Here is an 18,500-nt window from a genome sequence, read left to right as displayed (position 1 = left end):
ATGGCCGCCAGGAAGACCACCCGCACCAAGCCCGTCCCGCCCAAGTGCACCGCCTGCGCCGGACAGGGCTGGGTCACCGAGACCCACACCGTCGGCCGGGGCAAGAACACCCGCCCCGCCGGAGAGGTCGAGGTCCTGTGCCCGACCTGCCTCGGCTCCGGCACCGCCGCCGCCTAGCCACCCAGAGCGCCAGGACCGGGCGGCCGGCCACTCCAGGCCCCGCCCGGCCCCCGCCCCAACTCCCGGAAGGAGAAGGCCCGATGCGACTGCCCCGCACGGACGCCGTACTCGTCCAGGCCGCCATCGCCGGCGCGCTGTCCTTCGCCCACCTCCATGACCTCGCCAACGCCGCCGGGCAGCACGGCTGGAAGGCATGGGCCTATCCCGTCTCCGTCGATCTGCTCCTGGTCGCCGCCTGGCACCGGATGCGCGTCCTTCGGGCCTCGGGCTCACCCGCACGGGCTGCCTGGACCTGGTTCGCCATCGCTCTGGCCGCATCGCTCGGCGCCAACGTCGCCACCGCCGGACTCCTCGACCTCGACCACGTCCCGGCCTGGCTGCGAATCCTCGTCGCAGGCTGGCCCGCCCTCGCCTTCTTCGGCGGCACGCTGCTCGCCCACACCGCCACCACCACCGCGCCCCCGGCGGAGCCTGAGCCCGACCTCCCGCTCTACGAGGCCGAGATCGCACCTACGCCCACCCCGGTGGCCGAGCCCGTTCCGGAGGCTGTCGAAGCTCCCGAGCCGACTCCCGCGCTCCCGGCCGCACCGTCCCCGGTCGTCCCGACCGTGGCGGTTCCTGCCGCGCTGATCGAGCACGCCCGCAAGATCGCCGACGAACACCAGACCCGTACCGGCGCCCCGATCGACTCGGCGACCCTGCGCGTCCGCCTCGGTGTCCCGCCGCAGTTCGCCGACGCCATCGCCGCCCAACTCGCCTGACAGGAGGTCAGCCATGCCCCGCCCGATCCGCCCGCGCAACACGATCCGCATCGGTCCCGTCCAGGTCGCCACGTACTACGACGGCCACGGCCGCGAGAAGCACACCGCCGTCTGCACCGCCCCGCGCTGCGGCTTCTCCGCCGACTACGACTCCCGCCCCGCCGCAGAGATCGCCGCCCGCACCCACCGCTGCACCGTCCGCTGACAGGAGACCCGCCGTGAACATCACCCTTCCCCTGGTCCTCGTCCTGGGCGGCGCCGCCTACGCCGCGATCAAGCTCCTCGGCATCCGCCTGTGGGTCGCCGCCCTGATCGCCCTCTTCGGCTTCTACCTCGCCGGCACCTTCCTCGCCCCCGTCATCGACCAGACCACCCGATCCGGCGTCAACGCCGTCACCGAGAAGTGAGAGGACAACCCGCCATGACCAGCACACTCCTGGCACCACCGATCACGCTCACCCCGGACGCCTCCGGCTTGATCGCCGAGATCGAGGTGTACCTCGCCACCTTCCCCGCCCCGGCCCGAGTCCTCGTCCCGTACGTCTGCCCGCTCGGCAGCACGGTGCAGCTCTGGAACGCCGGCTTCCCGCAGGCCGGTCCGACGTTCCTCGACCGGATCGCGCACCGCACGGCCCGGCCGACCCCGGTGAGCATCGCCGATCACCTCCGCCTCGCCTCGCGCTACATCAACACCTTCGGCTGGGTTCAGGGCGCGCTGTGGGACTCCGCCGGCCGGGTCTGCCTCCTCGGCGCACAGGCCGCCGTCCTCGCTCACGGCTACGGCACCCCGGACACCGCCCGCCGGGCCCGCATCCAGGTGATGGAAGTCCTGCACGCCACCGGACGGCCCGTCACCTCCCCGGACGAGTACAACGACACCCCGACCACCCGGCAGGCCGACGTTCACCACCTGCTCGACCGTGCCGCCGTCCGCGCCGACTCCCTGGGGCTGTGAACGAGATGACCGACTCGACCGCATTGTTCGCCGCCGCCTTCGCGGCCCTGTTCGCCGCGCACCACCTGGCGGACTACCCGGCCCAGACCGACCACCAGGCCGCCCACAAGGCAGACCGGACGCTCACCGGCTGGATCGCCAACCAGGTTCACGCCGCCAGTCACACCGTCCTTACCCTGCTGGCGCTGGTCACCCTCGCGGCCGTCCTGCACACCCCGTTGACCGTCTCGGGCGTCGCCGCTGGCCTGGCCTGGGTCCACCTGTCGCACTCGGCCATCGACCGCCGCCGTGCCGTCGCCTGGTGGATGGATCACACCGGACAGACCGGATTCCGCGCCGCCAGCGGAGCAGCCCACGTCGATCAGGCCGCACACATCGCCCTCGGCCTGCTCCCGGCCGCGCTCCTGATCGCCTCGCTCTAACCGGCCTCCGGGGCGGCCACAAGCCGCCAAGCATCGCACCGCCCCGGAGACCACGCCCCTCCCGAACCCGCAGCACAAGACCACGACCAGAAGGAGAGCTTCATCATGCCCCAGCACAACCACGCCCAGGCCCGTCACTGCTCCGACTGCTCCGGCTTCGCCAGCGTCGCGATCGCCACCGGCCTCCGCCGCACCGACGGCTCCCGCGACACCGTCCCGGTGAACTGCCCGACCTGCCACGGCGCCGGCACCCTCCCGGCCCCCACCCGGCGCACCCTCACCCGGGCCTGACCCCGGTGGGCGCCCACTTCGACTGGTCCGACAAGAAGCACTGGTCCCCGCGCCCGGAGCCCTGCGGCATCTGCGCCAAGCCCACCAACCTCCGCTCCGACCGGGGCAAGCCCGCCCACAAGGTCTGCGCCGAGACCTGGACCGACCAGCACACCAAGCCCACCGACAAGTCCTGACCGCCCGGCCCCGGAGCCGACTCACCCTCGGCTCCGGGCCCCTGTCGCACCGGAGGTGACCCACATGACCGCCATCGCCCCGCCACCGCTCGCCGACCTGACCGCCCTCGCCCAACTCGGCACCATGCCCGCCCTCATGCGGCAACTCGCCGGCCTCGGCGGCTGCGGCCGACCGGTCCGCCTCGACGGCCACCGCACCGAACACAGCGTCAACACGGCCACCGGCGAGATCGGCCCCGTCGTCCACCACCTCAACTCCACCGACCTCGCCGCCGGCCACCTGCTCGTGCGCTGCAACAACCGCCGCACCACCCGCTGCCCCGCCTGCGCCGAGACCTACCGCCGCGACACCTACCACCTGATCACCGCCGGACTCACCGGCGGCAAAGGCACCCCCGCCACCGTCACCGCGCACCCCCGCGTCTTCGCCACCTTCACCGCCCCCGGCTTCGGCGCCGTCCACAACCGCCCCTCCACCGGCCGGTGCCGCTGCGGCACCCAACACACCGAAGGTGCAGCCGAGTTGGGAACGCCGCTCAACCCGGACACCTACGACTACCGCGCCGCCGTGCTCTGGAACGCCCACGCCGGGAAGATCTGGGCCCGCTTCTCGATCTACCTGCGCCGGGAGATCGCCAAGCGCGCCGGCCTCACCCAACGCGAGTTCCGCGACCACGGCCGTGTGTCCTTCGCCAAGGTCGCCGAGTACCAAAAGCGCGGCGCCGTCCACTTCCACGCCGTCATCCGCCTCGACGGCCCCGAAGGCGGCGACACCCCGCCCCCGGCCTGGGCAACGCCCGATCTCCTCTCCGACGCCATCCGCGCCGCCGTCACCGCAACCGAGATCCCCGGCCCCGTCCTCGACGGCACCGCCCACACCTTCGCCTTCGGCAAGCAGCTCGACATCCGACCCATCCGCACCGCCGACTTCACCGCCGGCACAGCCCTCACCGAACGCGCCGTCGCCGCCTACATCGCCAAGTACGCCACTAAGGGCGCCGAGACCGCCACCGGCACCCTGGACCGCCCCGTCAAGCTCCTCGCCGAACTCGCCCACCTCGACCTCACCGAGCACGCCCGCCGCCTCGTCCGCACCTGCTGGACCCTCGGCGCACGCCCCGAACTCAAAGAACTCCGCCTCCGCGCCTGGGCCCACATGCTCGGCTTCCGGGGCCACTTCTCCACCAAGACCCGCCGCTACTCCACCACCCTCGGCGCCCTCCGCGAAGCCCGCGCCGCCTGGCGCAAAGCCCAAGCAACCAGCGACACACCGCCCCTGCCCACCCCGGGCGACGACACCGAACCGACCACCCTCGTCCTCGCCCACTGGACGTTCGCCGGCGTCGGCCTCACCCCCGGCGAACGCTGGCTCACCGAAGCACTCACCCCCGCACCCGGAACCGAAGGAGAACCCACCCATGGCTGACCAACTGCTCACCATCAGGGAGGTCGCCGAACGGCTCGGCACCTGGGACACCAGCGGGGAGCGCTTCCCGCGCCGACTGATCGCCGAACGCCGGATCGCCTACGTCAAGGTCGGACGCCATGTCCGCGTCTCCGCCGCCATCCTGGCTGCCTTCATCTCTGCCAACACCGTGCAGCCGCGCCAGGCCCGGCGGACCATGCGGGCGGTGGCGTAAGTGGCAGGCAAGCGCCGGCAGTTCGGCCGAATCCGAAAGCTCCCGTCCGGGCGCTACCAAGCCCGCTACCCCGATCCGGACGGCCTCCTGCGCCCGGCTCCGGAGACGTTCGAGACCAAGCGGGACGCTGATGACTGGCTGGCTGCTACTCAGACTGCGCTCAACAACAAGGACTGGCGCGACCCAGACGCCGGGGCAATCAACTTCACGACGTACGCCGAAGCGTGGATCACCGAGCGGGACCTGATGGCCACCACGGACGAGCTGTACCGCCGTCTGCTGCGGCTGCACCTCGCGCCGACCTTCGGGGCCTGGGACCTGGACGAGATCACCGCTCCCCGCGTCCGTACCTGGCGGGCCCAGCTGCTGGCCTCGGGCAAGCGCATCACGACGGCCAAGGCGTACCGGCTGCTGAAAGCGATCCTCGCGACCGCCGCCGACGACGAGCTGATCAAGCGCAACCCCTGCCGGATCAAGGGCGCGGGCAAGGAGTCGTCAGACGAGCGCGGTACCGCCACGATCGAGCAGGTCTACGAGCTGGCCCAACTGGTCGGCGGACGCTGGCGGGCCATGGTCCTGCTCGCCGCGTTCACCACGCTCCGCCCGGAGGAACTCGCCGAACTGCGGCGCTCGGACGTCGACCTGGTGGCCAGCACCGTCCGGGTCCGCCTGGCCGCTCCCGAGCTGAACACCGGCCGGCGGGTGGTGGGCGACACCAAGTCCGAAGCGGGCAAGCGCACCGTGACCATCCCCGCCGTGGTCCTGCCGGACATCCGGCTGCACCTGGAGCTGTTCGCCGAGAAGGGCGCCCAGGGGCTGCTGTTCGTCGGCGAGAAAGGTGCTCCGTTCCGGCGCACCTCGTTCGGGCGGATCTGGAAGAAGGCGCGCGACAAGGCGGGCATGCCGGGCTTCCGCTTCTACGACCTTCGGCACACCGGCAACACCCTGGCGGCCACGACCGGCGCGAGCCTCAAGGAGCTGATGGCCCGGATGGGGCACGCCTCGGTGCGGGCCGCGCTGATCTACCAACACGCCACCAGCGAGCGGGACAAGAAGATCGCCGACGGCATGGACGCCGCCATCACCAGGTCCCTCGGCAAGGGCACGGAAAAGGCTTAGGGCACGCAGGGGGCACGGGGTCGAAAATGACCCGGGAAACATGAAAGGCCCGGCTCGGGGATCATGTCCCTGAGCTGGGCCTTTACTGCTGGAGCGGGCGACGAGAATCGAACTCGCGCTATAAGCTTGGGAAGCTCATGTTCTACCATTAAACTACGCCCGCACTGACGAGCCGTCAGTGACTGCTCGATCGTCTGACACTCTACCCCATCCGTAGGCTGACCTGGGCCGGGCCGGTGAGGGGCGGCGAGTTGGGGCGGTGAATGTCCGGTAGATCCCCTAATGTGACGCTGGCTCGGGGTGTTTGTGGCCCCTGGGGCGTGGTGGCGTCATCGGGTTTGGGAAGGGGATCGCAATGGAGCAGCGCACTGTCGTCCGCTGTGCCGAGGGGCACCTGTTCAGTACTTCGACGTTTCCGATGCAGACGCTCGGGGCGGCGCGGCTGGGGCCGGGGCGGTTGATCCGGTGTCCGCAGTGCGGGCGGTTGCGGAGTTCGGTGCCGGCGGATGTGAGCGAGTTGTCCGGGGTGCAGTTGGCGCGGGCGCTGCGGCTGGAGGCGGCGGAGTTCCTGGCCTGAGCGCCTGAGCAGCGGATCGGCCTCGACCGTGCCCCGGACGGGATTCGTCCGGGGCGTGGTCATGCACGTACCCTCGGGGACGTGCTGCTCTCTGACAAGGACATCCGTACCGAAATCGACAAGGGCCGGGTCGTGATCGACCCGTTCGACCCTGCGATGGTCCAGCCGTCGAGTATCGACGTCCGGCTGGACCGCTACTTCCGGGTGTTCGAGAACCACCGGTACCCGTTCATCGACCCGTCGGTGGAGCAGCCGGACCTGACCCGGCTGGTCGAGCCGGAGGGGGACGAGGCGTTCATCCTGCACCCGGGTGAGTTCGTGCTGGCCTCGACCTACGAGACGGTCACGCTGCCGGACGACATCGCCTCCCGGCTGGAGGGCAAGTCGAGCCTCGGGCGGCTCGGGCTGCTGACCCACTCGACGGCGGGCTTCATCGACCCCGGGTTCAGCGGTCACGTGACGCTGGAGCTGTCGAACGTGGCGACGCTGCCGATCAAGCTGTACCCGGGGATGAAGATCGGTCAGCTCTGCCTGTTCCGGCTGTCCTCGCCGGCCGAGTTCCCCTACGGCTCGGAGCGGTACGGCTCGCGGTACATGGGCCAGCGCGGCCCGACGGCCTCGCGCTCACACCTGAACTTCCACCGCTCGGACGTGTAACGAGCGCACGCGAAAGGGGGCCGGTCCACTGGACCGGCCCCCTTTCGCGCAGTCGGTCAGGCCCGCTTCGGCCGGGTCACCGCGATCAGCTCGCTGCCGTCCTCCGACAGCGTCAACTCGGTGCGGAGCTCGGCCAGTTCGCCGAGGTGGTGCAGGTGGGTGCCGCCGCAGGCGATGGCGGCGGAACCGGCCGGGAGCTCGCAGTGCCACTGGCGGCGGGCGGTCAGCTCGGGGCCGGGCACCTCGATCCGGACCGGGGCGTCGGCCGCGACCCAGGCGGCGAGCTGGGCGTTGACCGCCTCGGTGAGGGCCGGCAGGGCGTCGGCCAGGGCCGGGAACTCCTCGGTGGCCTCGGCGGTGAAGCCCTTCTTCCGGAGCGACTTGCCGAGCCGGTAGGTGTCGGTGCTGGCCTCGGTGTCCATCACCGAGGAGGCCATCGCCAGGCTGTCGAAGTCGGGGCTGCCGAAGGCGTCGGAGCGGCCCGGGTCCTTGCGCCAGCGCGGCGCGATCGCGGCGTTCAGGGCCAGCGCCAGCAGGTGGCAGCCGCTGTGCGCGGCGGAGAGCAGCGCCCGACGGTCGGCGTCGACCGACAGCTGGGCCGGCCGGCCGGTGACCGCGCCCGGGTCGGTGGCCAGCACGTGCAGCACCAGCCAGGACCACTCCGGGTCGCCCCGCCGGACCGGGATGTCCGCGCCGACCAGGAACTCGCCGGCCGGCCCGTGCCCGCCGGTCAGGCAGTCGACCACCGGGTGCGCCACGCCGTCCACGGTCAGCGTGCCGAGGTCGGCGGGCTGGTCGGGCCAGGTGTGGTCGAGCGGGTGGAACGGGGTCGCCTCGGTGACCACCGCGTACCGGCCGTCGGCGAGCGGGTGGACGGCGAGCACGGGTGACTCGCCGGTCACCGCCCCGGCGGGGAAGCTGACGTGGGTGGTGGGGAGGGTGGTCATGCGAGGGCTCCGTACGAAGAGATGGTTCAGCCGAGCGTGGGGAGCTTGATCAGCACCAGCAGAGCGAGCAGTTGCAGGGCGGCGGCACCGGCGGCCTTGCCCCAGGGCAGGTCGTGCACCCGGCGCACCATGGTGGTCAGCAGCACCGCGCAGATCAGCCAGGTGACCCAGCCGAGCACCTGGACCACCAGGTTGTCGGCGGGCAGGAAGAGCGCCAGCAGCAGTCGGGGGACGTCGCTGGTCCAGCCGATGATGACGGCCAGGCCGACGGTGGACTGCCAGGGGCCGTCGCCGCCGAGCTGGCGGGCCAGGCCGTAGGTGACCGCGCCGAGCATCACGCCGGCCAGCGTGAAGCCGACCGCCGCACCGGCGATCGCGGTCAGCGCCACGGTGAAGGTGGAGTTGACCACCTCGTCCTTGGTCAGGCCGATGCCGAGCACCGCGAGCACGCCGTAGGCCAGCGAGACGGTCAGTGCGGGCAGCCAGACCTGGTGGTCGCGCATCCGGTCGAAGGTGGCGGACGGGGCCCGGTAGATCCCTGTCAGCAGTTCCTTCCAGGCCAGCCGGGGGCCACCCTGGTGCGGGGCGGACTGACCGCCGGCCCGGTACACCGCGACGTTGTCCTGCCCCTGCGGGCCGGCGTGGTCCGGGCCGCCCGGGTAGCCGGGGCCGGCCGAGTAGTACTGCTCGTCCTCGACCGTGAAGGCCCGGGTGTGCCCCGGCTGGTCGGGGTCGTACGCCCCGGGAGCACCCGGAGCCCCAGGACCACCGGGAGCCCCCGGCGGGTAGCCCGGGTGGGGTGCGGTGAAGTACTCCGGCTCCCCCACCGGGCCGCCCCCGGGGTACTGCTGCGCGTCCTGCCCACCGGGCGCCGCTGCCCACCCCCGTCGGGGGTCGGCGGCGCCCTCGCCGTTGTCGTATCCGTTGCCAGCCACGAGTCGAAGGTACCCGTTCGAGCTGACCGCCCGTCGGTTGATCATGGCTTCGGCGCGGGATTGCAGCAGTGCTGTGACCCCGTCACGGACGGGGTCACAGCCGGGGTCAGCGCGCGGCGACCGAGCGGGCGTGCACGACCGCCGCCGAGGTCTCGCCGGCCGGGCAGCCGCCCGGGCCGGCGGTGGTGCGGACGGCACCGACCGGGAGCAGCACGCCGCAGGCGATCCGGATGCCGCTGGGCAGCTCGTTGTCGGACTCGACGGTGGCGCCGTCGCCGATCACCGCGCCGTCCAGCGAGCTGCGCGCCCCCACGGTGGCGTACGCGCCGACGATGGAGTCCTTCACGTAGGCGTCCGGGCCGATCACCGCGCCCGGCAGGATCACGCTGCCCTCGACGATCGCGCCGGCCTCGACCACCGCGCCCTCGGAGACCACGGTGCCGGAGCTGAGCACGGCGGCCGGGGCCACCGTGGCGCCCGGCAGCAGCAGCGCCTCGCCGGTCGGGCCCGGCACCGCCGGGGAGTCGACCAGGCCGAGCACCAGGTCGGCCGAACCGCGGACGAAGGCGCCGGGGGTGCCCAGGTCGAGCCAGTACGAGGTGTCCACCACGCCGCGGACCAGCGCACCGGTCTCCAGCAGCTCGGGGAAGGTCTCGCGCTCGACCGAGACCTCGCGGCCGGCCGGGATCCGGTCGATCACCGAGCGGGTGAAGACGTAGCAGCCGGCGTTGATCTGGTCGGTGACGATCTGCTCGGGCGTCTCCGGCTTCTCCAGGAACTCCAGCACCCGCCCGTGCGCGTCGGTCGGCACCAGGCCGAAGGCGCGCGGGTCCTCGACCCGGGTCAGGTGCAGCGTGACGTCCGCCCCGGCGGCCACGTGGCCGTCCCGCAGGGCGACGATGTCCAGGCCGGAGAGGATGTCGCCGTTGAAGACCAGCACCGGCTCGTCCGGGCCGCAGGTCAGGCCGGAGGCGGCGTTCCGGATCGCGCCACCGGTGCCCAGCGGCTCCTTCTCGGTCAGGTAGACCAGTTCGATGCCGTACGGGCTGCCGTCCTGGAAGTGGTCCTCGAAGACCTCGGCCAGGTAGGACGTGGCCAGCACCACCCGGGTCACCCCCGCCGCCGCCGCCCGGGCCAGCTGGTGCGCGATGAACGGCACCCCCGCCACCGGCAGCATCGGCTTCGGGGTGTGGGTGGTCAACGGCCGCAGCCTCGTGCCCTTCCCACCGACCAGCATGATCGCCTCGGTCATGGTCCGTGCCTCTCCCCTTGCCCCTTGCCGTCACCGGCTGTTCCGGGGCGACTCACCTGTCCTGTCCGGGCACCCGCACACACGGGCACCCGGGCCTACTGTATTTGCTTCCAAAGCCACCCCGTTCCAGCGGGGTTGCGACACATACCGACGCACCGTTCACCTGACGGAAAGCGAACCGGCCCCGAACGCCCCAGCAGGGGGCGTCGGGGCCGGTGCTGACGAGCGGTCAGGCCTCGACCGGCTCCGGCTCGGCCGGCTTGGCCTTCACCGAGTCGAGCAGCAGCTGGGCCACGTCGACCACCTTGAGGTGCTCCTTGGCCGCGCCCTCGTTCTTCTTGCCGTTCACCGAGTCGGAGAGCATCACCAGGCAGAACGGGCAGGCGGTGGAGACGATGTCGGGGTTCAGCGACAGCGCCTCGTCCACCCGCTCGGTGTTGATCCGCTTGCCGATCCGCTCCTCCATCCACATCCGCGCACCACCGGCGCCACAGCAGAAGCCGCGCTCCTTGTGCCGGTGCATCTCCTGCTGACGCAGACCGGGGACCTTGTCCATGATCTCGCGCGGCGGGCTGTAGACCTTGTTGTGCCGGCCCAGGTAGCAGGGGTCGTGGTAGGTGATCAGACCCTCGACCGGGTTGACCGGCAGCAGCCGGCCCTCGTCGATCAGGTGCTGCAGCAGCTGGGTGTGGTGGATCACCTCGAAGTGCCCGCCGAGCTGCGGGTACTCGTTGGCGATGGTGTTGAAGCAGTGCGGGCAGGTGGCCACGATCCGCTTGACCGGGGCGTCCTCCAGCGCGGCGTTCAGGGTCTCGACGTTCTGCGCGCCGAGCATCTGGAACAGGAACTCGTTGCCGAGCCGGCGCGGGGAGTCGCCGGAGCAGGTCTCCTCCTTGCCGAGGATGGCGAACTTCACGCCCGCGGTGTGCAGCAGCTCGGCGAAGGCCTTGGTGGTCTTCTTGGCCCGGTCCTCCAGGGCGCCGGCGCAGCCGACCCAGTAGAGGTACTCGACCTCGGCCGGGTCGATGTCCTCACCGATCACCGGCACCTCGATGCCGGTCTCCTTCTTGAGCTCCTTGACCCAGTCGAGCCTGGCCTTGGTGGCCATGCCCCACGGGTTGCCCTTGTTCTCCAGGTTCTTGAGCATCGTCCCGGCCTCGGTCGGGAAGGAGCTCTCGATCATCACCTGGTAGCGGCGCATGTCGACGATGTGGTCGATGTGCTCGATGTCCACCGGGCACTGCTCGACGCAGGCCCCGCAGGTGGTGCAGGACCACAGCACGTCGGGGTCGATGACGCCGTTCTCCTCGGCGGTGCCGATCAGCGGGCGCTCGGCCTCGGCCAGCGCGGCGGCCGGCACGTTGGCCAGCTGCTCCGGGGTGCCGATCTCGTTGCCCTCGGCGTCCTTGCCGCCGCCGGCCAGCAGATACGGCGCCTTGGCGAAGGCGTGCTCCCGGAGGCTCATGATCAGCAGCTTCGGGGAGAGCGGCTTGCCGGTGTTCCAGGCCGGGCACTGCGACTGGCAGCGGCCGCACTCGGTGCAGGTGGAGAAGTCGAGGATGCCCTTCCAGGCGAAGTGCTCGACCTGGGAGACGCCGAAGTTCGCGTCGTCGGCCGGGTCCTCGAAGTCGATCGGCTGCCCGCCGCTGGTCATCGGACGGAGCGCGCCGAGGGCGACGCCGCCGTCCTCCTCGCGCTTGAAGTAGATGTTGAAGAAGGCCAGGAAGCGGTGCCAGGCGACACCCATCGAGGGGTTGATCCCGATCGTGGCGGCCCAGGCGAACGAGATGCAGATCTTCAGCATCGCGAACAGGTAGATCAGGTTCTCCAGGGTCCCGTGCGCCAGGCCCCTGAAGGCCAGCACCAGCGGGTAGGAGACCAGGTACGCCGCCTCGTAGTGGTCGACGCCCGCCAGGGCACCCTCCAGGCCGCGCAGGATCATGATGCAGAGGCCGATGCCGAGGATCGTGTACTCGACGTAGAACGCCTGCCAGGCGATCGAGCCGGCGAACCGGGACTTCCGCCCGGCCCGGCCCGGCAGGCTGAGCAGGCGGATCACGATCAGGGTGGCGATGCCCAGCGTGGTCAGCGTGCCGACCAGCTCGGTGAAGATCTCGAACGGCAGCCAGTGCCCGATCACCGGGATGACCCACTCGGCGTCGAAGAGCTGGCCGAAGGCGGTCACCAGGGTGGAGACCAGGGTGAAGAAGCCGACCGCGACGAACCAGTGCGCGACGCCGACCACGCCCCAGCGGTTCATCCTGGTGTGGCCGAGGAACTCGACGGCGACCGTCTTCGTCCTCTGCACCGGGTTGGCGGTACGGGTGGAGTCCGGCGCACCGGTCTTCACCACCCGGTAGATGTACGCGGCCGCGCGGGCGGCGAGCGCGGTGCCGATCACAGTGGTGACCAGCGAGATGACGATCGCTGCTAGCTGCATCGGCTCTCCGTCTCAGCGGCTGGGGTGTAACGGGTCGGGTGGCGGACCCTCCGAGTGTACTCATCAGTAACTTTCAGGGCCGACGGCCCGGAGACTACCGCGCGTTAACACCCATTCAGAAGATGCTCAAGGTATGGCGGCAGTCACTAAGGGGATACTCACCCGTCCGGTCGAGCCCTGCGGATAAGCGCGCAGTAAAGTTGAGCCCGGTCGGCTCATGACTGTTGACGCACCCGATCGGGTCGTGCATCCTTGAGCCTGTAAAGCTCAACTTCTTCATGGAGGTACCAACGATGGCACGCGCGGTCGGCATCGACCTCGGCACGACGAACTCGGTCGTCAGCGTTCTCGAAGGCGGTGAGCCCACCGTCATCACCAACGCCGAGGGCGCCCGGACCACGCCGTCCGTCGTCGCCTTCGCCAAGAACGGCGAGATCCTGGTCGGCGAGGTAGCCAAGCGCCAGGCGGTCACCAACGTGGATCGCACGATCCGCTCGGTGAAGCGCCACATGGGCACGGGTTGGAAGATCAACCTGGACGGCAAGGACTTCAACCCCCAGCAGATCAGCGCCTTCATCCTGCAGAAGCTGAAGCGCGACGCCGAGGCATACCTGGGCGAGACGGTGACCGACGCGGTCATCACCGTCCCGGCGTACTTCTCCGACTCGGAGCGCCAGGCGACCAAGGAGGCCGGTGAGATCGCGGGCCTCAACGTCCTGCGCATCGTCAACGAGCCGACCGCGGCCGCGCTGGCCTACGGCCTCGACAAGGACGACCAGACCATCCTGGTCTTCGACCTCGGCGGCGGCACCTTCGACGTCTCGCTGCTGGAGATCGGCGACGGCGTCGTCGAGGTGAAGGCCACCAACGGCGACAACCACCTCGGTGGCGACGACTGGGACCAGAAGGTCGTCGACCACCTGGTCAAGGTCTTCCAGTCCGGTCACGGCGTGGACCTCTCCAAGGACAAGATGGCGCTCCAGCGCCTGCGCGAGGCGGCCGAGAAGGCCAAGATCGAGCTGTCCTCGTCCTCCGAGACCTCGATCAACCTGCCCTACATCACCGCGTCGGCCGAGGGCCCGCTGCACCTGGACGAGAAGCTCACCCGGGCCCAGTTCCAGCAGCTGACCGCCGACCTGCTGGAGCGCTGCAAGACCCCGTTCCACAACGTCATCAAGGACGCCGGCATCGCGCTGTCCGAGATCGACCACGTGGTCCTGGTCGGTGGCTCCACCCGGATGCCCGCCGTCGCGGAGCTCGTCAAGGAGCTGACCGGCGGTCAGGACGCCAACAAGGGCGTCAACCCGGACGAGGTCGTCGCCATCGGCGCCGCGCTGCAGGCCGGTGTGCTGAAGGGTGAGGTCAAGGACGTCCTGCTGCTCGACGTCACCCCGCTGTCCCTGGGGATCGAGACCAAGGGCGGCATCATGACCAAGCTGATCGAGCGCAACACCACGATCCCGACCAAGCGCTCCGAGATCTTCACCACGGCCGAGGACAACCAGCCGTCCGTGCAGATCCAGGTCTACCAGGGCGAGCGCGAGATCGCGGCGTACAACAAGAAGCTCGGCATGTTCGAGCTGACCGGTCTGCCGCCGGCCCCGCGTGGCCTGCCCCAGATCGAGGTCACCTTCGACATCGACGCGAACGGCATCATGCACGTCGGCGCCAAGGACCTCGGCACCGGCAAGGAGCAGCGGATGACCGTCACCGGTGGCTCCGCGCTGCCGAAGGACGACATCGAGCGGATGATGCGCGAGGCCGAGCAGTACGCGGCCGAGGACCACGAGCGCCGCGAGGCCGTGGAGACCCGGAACCAGGGCGAGCAGCTGGTCTACTCGACCGAGAAGTTCATCGCGGACAACACCGAGAAGCTGCCCGAGGACGTCAAGACCGAGGTCGAGACCGCGATCGGCGAGCTCAAGGAGAAGCTGAAGGGCGAGGACATCGCGGCGATCCGCGAGGCCACCGAGAAGGTGTCCACCACCGCCCAGAAGCTCGGCGCCGCGCTGTACGCGCAGAACGACGCCGCGGGTGCCGCCCCGGCCGGTGACGCCGCCGGTGCCGCCAAGGACGACGACGTGGTCGACGCCGAGATCGTCGACGACGAGAAGCCCAAGGGTGGTGCGGCATGACGGAGAAGCCGCAGGGCGGCGAGCCCGGCGACGACTCCGCCGCCGAGGAAGCCGTGCTGAAGGCCGCCGAGGAGGCCGTCGCGGGTGCCGGTGCCGACGAACTCGCTGCTGCGAAGCGTGAGTTGGCCGAGCGCACGGGTGACCTGCAGCGTCTCCAGGCCGAGTACCAGAACTACCGCAAGCGGGTCGAGCGGGATCGTCTGACGGTCCGCGAGATCGCGGTCTCCAACATCCTGGAGGCCCTGATCCCGGTGCTGGACGACATCGGCCGGGCCCGTGAGCACGGCGAGGTCACCGGTGGCTTCAAGTCGGTCTCCGACAACCTGGAGACCGTGGTCGCCAAGCTGGGCCTGCAGCAGTTCGGCAAGGAGGGCGAGCCCTTCGACCCGACGCTGCACGAGGCGCTGATGCACAGCTACTCCTCGGACGTCACCGAGGACACCTGCGTGCAGATCCTCCAGCCCGGCTACCGGATCGGCGAGCGGATCATCCGCCCGGCGATGGTGGCCGTGGCGGAGCCCCAGCCGGGCACCCAGAGCACGGCCGCGCCGGATGCCGACTCGTCGGACTCCGACAAGGCCGACGGTGCCACCGAGAGCTGACCGAACGAGCGCTGCGGAGTCGTCCGTCGTCCTGGACGACGGGCGGCTCCGCAGTGCCGTCTCCGAACGAGCAACAGCGAACGACGCCGGGAGGTGGCAGCAGCCATGAGCGCGAAGGACTACGTGGAGAAGGACTACTACAAGGTCCTCGGTGTGCCCAAGGACGCCACCACCGCCGAGATCAAGAAGACCTACCGGAAGCTCGCCCGCGAGTTCCACCCCGACGCCAACAAGGGTGACGTCAAGGCGGAGGACCGGTTCAAGGACATCTCCGAGGCGTACGACGTCCTGTCGGACGACAAGCGCCGCAAGGAGTACGACGAGGCCCGCAGCCTGTTCGGCAACGGCGGGTACCGGGCCGGCGGCCCGCAGGGCGGCAGCTTCGACTTCGGCGACCTGTTCGGCAACAGCCCGCAGGGCGGCGGCGGGGTCGGCGACATCTTCGGCGGCCTGTTCAACCGGGGCGGCCGGCAGCCGCAGCCGCGCCGGGGCGCCGACGTCGAGACCGAGGTGACGCTCGCCTTCGAGGAGGCGGTGGACGGCGCGACCGTCCCGCTCCGGATGACCAGTCAGGCCGCCTGCCGGGTCTGCTCGGGCACCGGTGCCAAGGCCGGCACCACCCCCCGGGTCTGTCCGACCTGCGTCGGGGCCGGCACGGTCAGCCGGGGTCAGGGCGCGTTCGCGCTCTCCGAGCCCTGCCGGGACTGCAAGGGCCGCGGCATGCTGGTCGACGACCCGTGCACGGTCTGCCACGGCAGCGGCCGGGCCTCCTCGGCCCGCACCATGCAGGTCCGGATCCCGGCCGGGGTGCAGGACGGGCAGCGGATCAGGCTCAAGGGCAAGGGCGCCCAGGGCGAGCGCGGCGGCCAGCCCGGTGACCTCTACGTCACCGTGCACGTCGACGCCCACCCGGTGTTCGGCCGGAAGGCGGACAATCTCACCGTCACCGTGCCCATCACCTTCCCCGAAGCCGCGTTGGGCGGCACCATCGAGGTGCCGACGCTGAACGGACCTTCGGTCAAGCTCAAGCTCCCGGCCGGGAGTGCCAACGGCCTGACCATGCGGGCCCGCGGCAAGGGCGCGACCCGCACCGACGGCACCCGCGGCGACCTGCTGGTCACCGTGGAGGTCGTGGTCCCCAAGCACCTCGAGGGCGAAGCCCTGGAGGCCCTGGAGCAGTACCGCGAGGCCACCGCCTCGGACGACCCGCGAGCCGCCCTGTTCAAGGCGGTAGAGGGAGCGTGATGACCCGATGACCCCCGACACCCCGATCGGTCCGGGGCCCGGCCTCGGCGAGGGCCTCCCCGGCGGCCCCGGCCTGGGCCGCCCGCGCCCGGCCGCGACCCACTACGTGCTGACCGAGGACACCCCGGTCTACGTGATCTCGGTCGCCGCCGAGCTCTCCGGCCTGCACCCGCAGACCCTGCGCCAGTACGACCGCCTCGGCCTGGTCTGTCCCGACCGCACGGCCGGCCGCGGCCGCCGCTACTCCGCCCGGGACATCCAGCAGCTCCGCGAGGTCCAGCGGCTGTCCCAGGACGAGGGCATCAACCTGGCCGGCATCAAGCGGATCATCGAGCTGGAGAACCAGGTGGCCGCCCTGCAGTCCCGGATCGGCGAGCTGGCCGACTCCCTGGAGGGTGCCGCCTCGGCCCTCCAGCAGCGGGAGGCGGCGGTGCACGCCTCGTACCGGCGGGACCTGGTGCCGTACCAGCAGGTACAGCAGTCCAGCGCCCTGGTGGTCTGGCGGCCCAAGCGCTGACCCTGCCCGCAGTCCACCCGAGCCGCCGGTGCCCCCAGTCAGGGGGCTACCGGCGGCTTACGTGCAGTGGGAGAGTGCCGGATACCGATGGTTCGCTTCCGCCGTAGCAGACCGGAGAAGGCGGCGGAAGCCTAAGATCCCCTCTGTACCCCATGTGTCCGCGACCAGCAGCAGCTGAGCCAACTCCGAGGAGCCGCAGATGAGTGAGACGGCTGAGCCCGGCCTCACCACGGGCGGGCTGAGCATCCTGTCGGCGGACGCCAGGGAGCTGTACCGGGCGGTGGTCCGGTCCAACGAGGAGCTGGCCCCGAGCGATCTTCCGGCGGACGCGAAGCCGGCCCTGCAGGAGCTGCTGGACATGGGCCTGCTGGTCCCGGACACCGACCGGCCCGACGTGCTCGTCGCCGTCGATCCGCAGCAACTGGCGGAGGGGCTGGCGGCCGCCTGGCAGCAGCAGGCGCTCAACCTGCTCACCCGCGCGGTGGCGCTGCCGGCCGCGCTGAAGGACCTCACCGAGGAGTTCCACCCCTCGGAGCAGGCCGGCGGCACGATCGAGTACGTCCGCGGCAAGGTGCTGATCAACCAGCGGCTCCAGCAGCTCACCAACAGCTGCTCGGAGGAGTTCCTGGCCGCCCAGCCCGGCGGGCCCCGCCCGCCCGAGGCCCTCGCCAGCAGCATCGACCGCGACCTGGCGCTGCTGCGCCGGGGCGCGACGGCCCGCACGATCTACCACCCGAGCACCCGGTACCACGCCCCGACGCGGGATTACGTCGCCGCCGTCACCCAGGCCGGAGCCCAGGTCAGGACGCTCGACGAGCCGTACACCCGCATTCTCGTGATCGACCGGCGGACCGCGATCATCCCGGTCGCCGACGACCTGAGCCTGGCCGCTTTCGTGCATGACCAGGCGATCATCAGCTACATCGTGGCCGAGGTCTTCGAGCGCAACTGGAGCCGCGCCATCGACTTCGACGGCGCCCGCGCGGTGCCCCAGCAGGTCGTCTCCCGGCTCCGGCAGACGATCATCGACCTGATGCTGAAGGGAACCAGCCACCGCGTGATCGCGCGCAGTCTCGGAATCAGCGAGCGCACCTTGGCGCGCCACATCGCCGAGATGCGCGAGGACTATCACGTCGAGTCGCTGTTCCAGCTCGGGTGGGTCCTGGCCCGCTCCAACCCGACACAACCAGAGGTCGAGACGCCCGGTTTCGAGTGATCGGTCCCCCGTGGCCGATCACGGATTCCGCCCCGCTCAGGTCCAGTTGCTGTCCTCGAGAGTCACCACGTTGGTTACCCGCACAGCCACGCTATTGGCAGGCTCATGCGAAGAAATGCTGTCGGCGACCTGCGCGCCAACTGCGAAGACCCCAAGGGCGACAACGAACGAAACCGCTATGCGGCGCACCGAACGGTAGAAGCCTGACATGCGACTACAACCTCCCCAAGCCCTGCGGCATCCAGAAAGTACCAATGAATAAGACAATCGCCCACATGATGCCGCAGAATGCGCCTTCATGTCACCAGAGGCTGGTCATCTCGGGTGCGTCATCTGCCTGCCATGCAGTGAGATGACACCACGGAGCAGTGGACGCGAAGAGAGCAACCGATGGACGATCAGTTCGCTCCCGATGCCCCGGCTTGATCACCAC

General features: G+C 70.6%; 23 protein-coding genes and 1 tRNA gene. 18 read left to right on the top strand and 6 right to left on the bottom strand.

Annotated elements, in window-relative coordinates:
• The 11 genes from OHV05_RS18845 (at position 1) to OHV05_RS18795 (ending at position 5,544) form a co-directional block, all read left to right on the top strand.
• Positions 1 to 177, top strand: a complete 177-nt coding sequence (locus tag OHV05_RS18845) for a hypothetical protein (RefSeq protein WP_405018723.1) — start codon at positions 1 to 3, stop codon at positions 175 to 177.
• 83 nt (positions 178 to 260) lie between these two features.
• Positions 261 to 941, top strand: coding sequence for a DUF2637 domain-containing protein (locus OHV05_RS18840; protein ID WP_405018722.1), 681 nt, complete (start codon positions 261 to 263; stop codon positions 939 to 941).
• A 13-nt stretch (positions 942 to 954) separates the two neighbouring features.
• On the top strand, positions 955 to 1,146 hold the full coding sequence (locus OHV05_RS18835; RefSeq protein ID WP_405018721.1) for a mobile element transfer protein: 192 nt from the start codon (positions 955 to 957) through the stop codon (positions 1,144 to 1,146).
• A 13-nt stretch (positions 1,147 to 1,159) separates the two neighbouring features.
• Positions 1,160 to 1,348, top strand: a complete 189-nt coding sequence (locus OHV05_RS18830; protein WP_184916013.1) for a hypothetical protein — start codon at positions 1,160 to 1,162, stop codon at positions 1,346 to 1,348.
• 14 nt (positions 1,349 to 1,362) lie between these two features.
• Entirely contained in the window at positions 1,363 to 1,896 is a 534-nt protein-coding gene (locus tag OHV05_RS18825; protein ID WP_405018720.1) for a hypothetical protein, read from the top strand.
• A 5-nt stretch (positions 1,897 to 1,901) separates the two neighbouring features.
• The gene (locus OHV05_RS18820) at positions 1,902 to 2,318 is read left to right on the top strand and encodes a DUF3307 domain-containing protein (protein ID WP_405021493.1); all 417 of its coding nucleotides are present in this window, start codon (positions 1,902 to 1,904) and stop codon (positions 2,316 to 2,318) included.
• Positions 2,319 to 2,423: 105 nt separating this feature from the next.
• A complete protein-coding gene (locus tag OHV05_RS18815) occupies positions 2,424 to 2,609 on the top strand; it encodes a hypothetical protein (RefSeq protein WP_405018719.1) in 186 nt (61 codons plus the stop codon).
• 5 nt (positions 2,610 to 2,614) lie between these two features.
• Positions 2,615 to 2,785, top strand: coding sequence for a hypothetical protein (locus tag OHV05_RS18810; RefSeq protein WP_405018718.1), 171 nt, complete (start codon positions 2,615 to 2,617; stop codon positions 2,783 to 2,785).
• 64 nt (positions 2,786 to 2,849) lie between these two features.
• Entirely contained in the window at positions 2,850 to 4,211 is a 1,362-nt protein-coding gene (locus OHV05_RS18805; protein ID WP_405018717.1) for a replication initiator, read from the top strand.
• Positions 4,204 to 4,425 (top strand): excisionase family DNA-binding protein, encoded by a 222-nt coding sequence (locus OHV05_RS18800; protein ID WP_405018716.1) that lies wholly within the window; start codon positions 4,204 to 4,206, stop codon positions 4,423 to 4,425. Before OHV05_RS18805 ends, OHV05_RS18800 begins: the two co-directional genes overlap by 8 nt.
• Positions 4,426 to 5,544 carry a tyrosine-type recombinase/integrase gene (locus OHV05_RS18795; protein WP_405018715.1) on the top strand — a complete coding sequence of 373 codons (1,119 nt, stop codon included), beginning with the start codon at positions 4,426 to 4,428 and terminating at the stop codon, positions 5,542 to 5,544.
• Positions 5,545 to 5,633: 89 nt separating this feature from the next.
• On the opposite strand, the gene OHV05_RS18790 is transcribed toward OHV05_RS18795, so the two are convergent.
• Positions 5,634 to 5,707, bottom strand: a tRNA-Gly gene (locus OHV05_RS18790).
• A 192-nt stretch (positions 5,708 to 5,899) separates the two neighbouring features.
• Here OHV05_RS18790 and OHV05_RS18785 point away from each other — a divergent pair.
• Together OHV05_RS18785 and dcd are read left to right on the top strand one after the other, a co-directional pair.
• A complete protein-coding gene (locus OHV05_RS18785) occupies positions 5,900 to 6,121 on the top strand; it encodes a hypothetical protein (RefSeq protein WP_403043861.1) in 222 nt (73 codons plus the stop codon).
• Between the two features lie 81 nt (positions 6,122 to 6,202).
• The gene (dcd, locus tag OHV05_RS18780; protein ID WP_405018714.1) at positions 6,203 to 6,778 is read left to right on the top strand and encodes a dCTP deaminase; all 576 of its coding nucleotides are present in this window, start codon (positions 6,203 to 6,205) and stop codon (positions 6,776 to 6,778) included.
• A gap of 56 nt (positions 6,779 to 6,834) precedes the next feature.
• Here dcd and OHV05_RS18775 read toward each other — a convergent pair whose 3' ends face one another.
• The 4 genes from OHV05_RS18775 to OHV05_RS18760 all read right to left on the bottom strand — a co-directional run bounded on the left by OHV05_RS18775 (position 6,835) and on the right by OHV05_RS18760 (position 12,352).
• On the bottom strand, positions 6,835 to 7,725 hold the full coding sequence (locus OHV05_RS18775) for a metal-dependent hydrolase (protein ID WP_405018713.1): 891 nt from the start codon (positions 7,723 to 7,725) through the stop codon (positions 6,835 to 6,837).
• Between the two features lie 26 nt (positions 7,726 to 7,751).
• Positions 7,752 to 8,660: a Yip1 family protein gene (locus OHV05_RS18770; RefSeq protein ID WP_405018712.1), complete on the bottom strand. Its 909-nt coding sequence runs from the start codon at positions 8,658 to 8,660 to the stop codon at positions 7,752 to 7,754.
• Between the two features lie 106 nt (positions 8,661 to 8,766).
• Positions 8,767 to 9,912: a sugar phosphate nucleotidyltransferase gene (locus OHV05_RS18765; protein WP_405018711.1), complete on the bottom strand. Its 1,146-nt coding sequence runs from the start codon at positions 9,910 to 9,912 to the stop codon at positions 8,767 to 8,769.
• A gap of 229 nt (positions 9,913 to 10,141) precedes the next feature.
• Positions 10,142 to 12,352 carry a (Fe-S)-binding protein gene (locus OHV05_RS18760; protein ID WP_405018710.1) on the bottom strand — a complete coding sequence of 737 codons (2,211 nt, stop codon included), beginning with the start codon at positions 12,350 to 12,352 and terminating at the stop codon, positions 10,142 to 10,144.
• A gap of 293 nt (positions 12,353 to 12,645) precedes the next feature.
• Here OHV05_RS18760 and dnaK point away from each other — a divergent pair, with 293 nt between their 5' ends.
• From dnaK to OHV05_RS18735, 5 genes are all read left to right on the top strand, one after another.
• Positions 12,646 to 14,487, top strand: coding sequence for a molecular chaperone DnaK (gene dnaK, locus OHV05_RS18755; protein ID WP_403043875.1), 1,842 nt, complete (start codon positions 12,646 to 12,648; stop codon positions 14,485 to 14,487).
• The gene (gene grpE, locus OHV05_RS18750; protein WP_405018709.1) at positions 14,484 to 15,089 is read left to right on the top strand and encodes a nucleotide exchange factor GrpE; all 606 of its coding nucleotides are present in this window, start codon (positions 14,484 to 14,486) and stop codon (positions 15,087 to 15,089) included. The genes dnaK and grpE overlap by 4 nt, the downstream gene beginning before the upstream one ends.
• Before the next feature lie 105 nt (positions 15,090 to 15,194).
• Entirely contained in the window at positions 15,195 to 16,334 is a 1,140-nt protein-coding gene (dnaJ, locus tag OHV05_RS18745) for a molecular chaperone DnaJ (protein ID WP_405018708.1), read from the top strand.
• A gap of 7 nt (positions 16,335 to 16,341) precedes the next feature.
• Entirely contained in the window at positions 16,342 to 16,851 is a 510-nt protein-coding gene (locus OHV05_RS18740; protein WP_403043880.1) for a heat shock protein transcriptional repressor HspR, read from the top strand.
• A 199-nt stretch (positions 16,852 to 17,050) separates the two neighbouring features.
• Entirely contained in the window at positions 17,051 to 18,067 is a 1,017-nt protein-coding gene (locus OHV05_RS18735; protein ID WP_405018707.1) for a hypothetical protein, read from the top strand.
• A gap of 36 nt (positions 18,068 to 18,103) precedes the next feature.
• On the opposite strand, the gene OHV05_RS18730 is transcribed toward OHV05_RS18735, so the two are convergent.
• Positions 18,104 to 18,277 (bottom strand): hypothetical protein, encoded by a 174-nt coding sequence (locus OHV05_RS18730; RefSeq protein ID WP_403043885.1) that lies wholly within the window; start codon positions 18,275 to 18,277, stop codon positions 18,104 to 18,106.
• Positions 18,278 to 18,500: the final 223 nt, after the last annotated feature.

The organism is Kitasatospora sp. NBC_00070, assembly GCF_045041205.1.
In the GTDB taxonomy this organism is placed as follows: Bacteria; Actinomycetota; Actinomycetes; order Streptomycetales; family Streptomycetaceae; genus Kitasatospora.
This window is presented reverse-complemented; position numbering and strand designations above follow the sequence as displayed.

Coding starts and splice junctions, on each gene's coding strand:
- OHV05_RS18845 (WP_405018723.1), top strand. CDS start 1: ATGGCCGCCAGGAAGACCACCCGCACCAAGCCCGTCCCGCCCAAGTGC.
- OHV05_RS18840 (WP_405018722.1), top strand. CDS start 261: ATGCGACTGCCCCGCACGGACGCCGTACTCGTCCAGGCCGCCATCGCC.
- OHV05_RS18835 (WP_405018721.1), top strand. CDS start 955: ATGCCCCGCCCGATCCGCCCGCGCAACACGATCCGCATCGGTCCCGTC.
- OHV05_RS18825 (WP_405018720.1), top strand. CDS start 1,363: ATGACCAGCACACTCCTGGCACCACCGATCACGCTCACCCCGGACGCC.
- OHV05_RS18820 (WP_405021493.1), top strand. CDS start 1,902: ATGACCGACTCGACCGCATTGTTCGCCGCCGCCTTCGCGGCCCTGTTC.
- OHV05_RS18815 (WP_405018719.1), top strand. CDS start 2,424: ATGCCCCAGCACAACCACGCCCAGGCCCGTCACTGCTCCGACTGCTCC.
- OHV05_RS18805 (WP_405018717.1), top strand. CDS start 2,850: ATGACCGCCATCGCCCCGCCACCGCTCGCCGACCTGACCGCCCTCGCC.
- OHV05_RS18800 (WP_405018716.1), top strand. CDS start 4,204: ATGGCTGACCAACTGCTCACCATCAGGGAGGTCGCCGAACGGCTCGGC.
- OHV05_RS18785 (WP_403043861.1), top strand. CDS start 5,900: ATGGAGCAGCGCACTGTCGTCCGCTGTGCCGAGGGGCACCTGTTCAGT.
- OHV05_RS18775 (WP_405018713.1), bottom strand. CDS start 7,725: ATGACCACCCTCCCCACCACCCACGTCAGCTTCCCCGCCGGGGCGGTG.
- OHV05_RS18765 (WP_405018711.1), bottom strand. CDS start 9,912: ATGACCGAGGCGATCATGCTGGTCGGTGGGAAGGGCACGAGGCTGCGG.
- OHV05_RS18760 (WP_405018710.1), bottom strand. CDS start 12,352: ATGCAGCTAGCAGCGATCGTCATCTCGCTGGTCACCACTGTGATCGGC.
- dnaK (WP_403043875.1), top strand. CDS start 12,646: ATGGCACGCGCGGTCGGCATCGACCTCGGCACGACGAACTCGGTCGTC.
- grpE (WP_405018709.1), top strand. CDS start 14,484: ATGACGGAGAAGCCGCAGGGCGGCGAGCCCGGCGACGACTCCGCCGCC.
- dnaJ (WP_405018708.1), top strand. CDS start 15,195: ATGAGCGCGAAGGACTACGTGGAGAAGGACTACTACAAGGTCCTCGGT.
- OHV05_RS18740 (WP_403043880.1), top strand. CDS start 16,342: ATGACCCCCGACACCCCGATCGGTCCGGGGCCCGGCCTCGGCGAGGGC.
- OHV05_RS18735 (WP_405018707.1), top strand. CDS start 17,051: ATGAGTGAGACGGCTGAGCCCGGCCTCACCACGGGCGGGCTGAGCATC.
- OHV05_RS18730 (WP_403043885.1), bottom strand. CDS start 18,277: ATGTCAGGCTTCTACCGTTCGGTGCGCCGCATAGCGGTTTCGTTCGTT.